The 1,649-nt window shown below is 39.0% G+C and carries 3 protein-coding genes; 1 reads left to right on the forward strand and 2 read right to left on the reverse strand.

Annotated elements, in window-relative coordinates; genetic code table 11:
* Nucleotides 1-15 precede the first annotated feature (15 nt).
* Nucleotides 16-612: a transposase gene (locus ESV85_RS22695; RefSeq protein WP_146921511.1), complete on the reverse strand. Its 597-nt coding sequence runs from the start codon at nucleotides 610-612 to the stop codon at nucleotides 16-18.
* A complete protein-coding gene (locus ESV85_RS22700; protein ID WP_146921513.1) occupies nucleotides 603-1,349 on the reverse strand; it encodes a transposase in 747 nt (248 codons plus the stop codon). Before ESV85_RS22700 ends, ESV85_RS22695 begins: the two co-directional genes overlap by 10 nt.
* 51 nt (nucleotides 1,350-1,400) lie before the next feature.
* Between ESV85_RS22700 and ESV85_RS22090 the strand changes: the two genes are divergently transcribed.
* Complete coding sequence (locus ESV85_RS22090) at nucleotides 1,401-1,595, forward strand: hypothetical protein (protein WP_146921515.1); 195 nt, start codon at nucleotides 1,401-1,403, stop codon at nucleotides 1,593-1,595.
* Nucleotides 1,596-1,649 lie beyond the last annotated feature (54 nt).

A 1,649-nucleotide genomic window follows, 5' to 3' on the forward strand; every position in this document is an offset into this window, starting at 1 on the left:
GGCATTGGCGTTAACTTAAGAATAGATTGTTCTGAGATCCTCCTGATAATTTGATCTTTTTTTTCTTTTTTCATAGGAACAATACTTAGCCATTGTGGTGCTTATTACACCCAGTTTATTTGGATCACTCTGTAATTCTGTGAGTATTCCTGTTATTTTCTCAGGATGCTTAATCAGGTAATGGGTCACTTTTAACAGACTCAGATCTTTGTTTAGATTAGCTTTAATTACTAATCTGCATGGAGTGTAAATAAGTTGTGTACAGATAATTATCATAATAAACCTTGACCAGAGTATTACCCATAATTGAATTTTGGAGACATTATGCACTCTATCAAAAGCCATGTTGCTTTTCCAAGATTTGAATATGATTTCAATTCTCCATCTCAGTTTGTACAAGGCAAAAATCTTCTTTGGCTCTGCGGTTTCTTTCCCGATGGTTGTAAGGTAAATGAACCAGCCCTGAAGCTCTAGATAATCTGCTGAAGGTGTCATTTTAAGCTCCTTTCGGGCTTTTCTACGTCTACTTTCGGCAACTTCCTCGCTCGCTGGAAACGCGATCATCCTCACTGCGCTTTTGACCTTGTTGTTCAATTTTATGACTATGTCCACACTGACTTTTTTTTAAGCAAAAGTAACAGGTCAATGGCCTTTTCATTTTCAGCATCAAGGAGTACCAGGTTGTACTTGTGTCTGTAAATACAATCGGCTCCATGGGTTATGTGGCGCTGTATTTCATCGGCGATCAAATACCCACGATCCCTTAAAGTCAGATCTCCTTTTTTCAGAACAAGCTCAGGTGCAGCTTCAAGGTCGTTTTTACTGTAGGTATCCACTGAAAAGAACAGGAACTGTTCGGCTACCAAATCATAAACTCCCTGAATCCGTGCGTTACAGACTTTTGAATGACCGTTGGACACACCCGAAAACTCGCCAAACAATCGCTGAGGCAACCTGATAATGGTGCTGTCCTGAACTACAATTCTATCAAAAGTAAGTGGTTCGGCCTGGTGACCGTTAGGTGCGAACTTGCTCTGGATCACCAGCTCGAAAACCTTTTTGAGAAAGACCAGACATTGCTCGTTTATCTTTTTCCAGATGGAAACCTTACTGACCGATATACCAGTACCGGATTCAAGTTGTATCGCTAGATCATTATGGCTGACAGTACCCTGTGAAGATTCTAGGCATAGGATGTAGAGTAAATCTATGGGATCAATGGCGCGCCTGCGTCTGATCAACTTGGATTCAAAGGCAATATCCAGAAGGGTCTCATGACTGATATTGAGCTGATCAAAAAGGTTGAAAAAATCAATTTTGTCCAGTATATGATTAGGTTTCAATGGCATTTTTACGTAGTTTTATAATAGTAAATATACTATTATAAAACTACGTAAAAAATGGGTTACAAAGTTAAAATTCAGAGAGTTGAACGAGGAAAAACTAGCTCCTATTATATCAATTTCCCGGCAGCATTGGCGGAGGCTTGCGACATAGAAAAAGCGGAAGAACTAGAATGGGAAATAGAGGATAGGAATACCTTTGTTTTGAAAAGAGTAATCAAAAAAGAGTCATTCCTGAAAAAGAAAAAATAAGAACAAAGTGTCTAATAACTAGACCGATATGGCTTAAGTTAACGCGTATGCCTG

The organism is Algoriphagus aquimarinus (assembly GCF_007997215.1).
GTDB classification, from domain to species: Bacteria; Bacteroidota; Bacteroidia; order Cytophagales; family Cyclobacteriaceae; genus Algoriphagus; species Algoriphagus aquimarinus_A.

Bases quoted from the DNA above. Each gene is read 5' to 3' on its own strand.
- ESV85_RS22090 (WP_146921515.1), top strand. From the start codon at position 1,401: ATGGGTTACAAAGTTAAAATTCAGAGAGTTGAACGAGGAAAAACTAGC.
- ESV85_RS22700 (WP_146921513.1), bottom strand. From the start codon at position 1,349: ATGCCATTGAAACCTAATCATATACTGGACAAAATTGATTTTTTCAAC.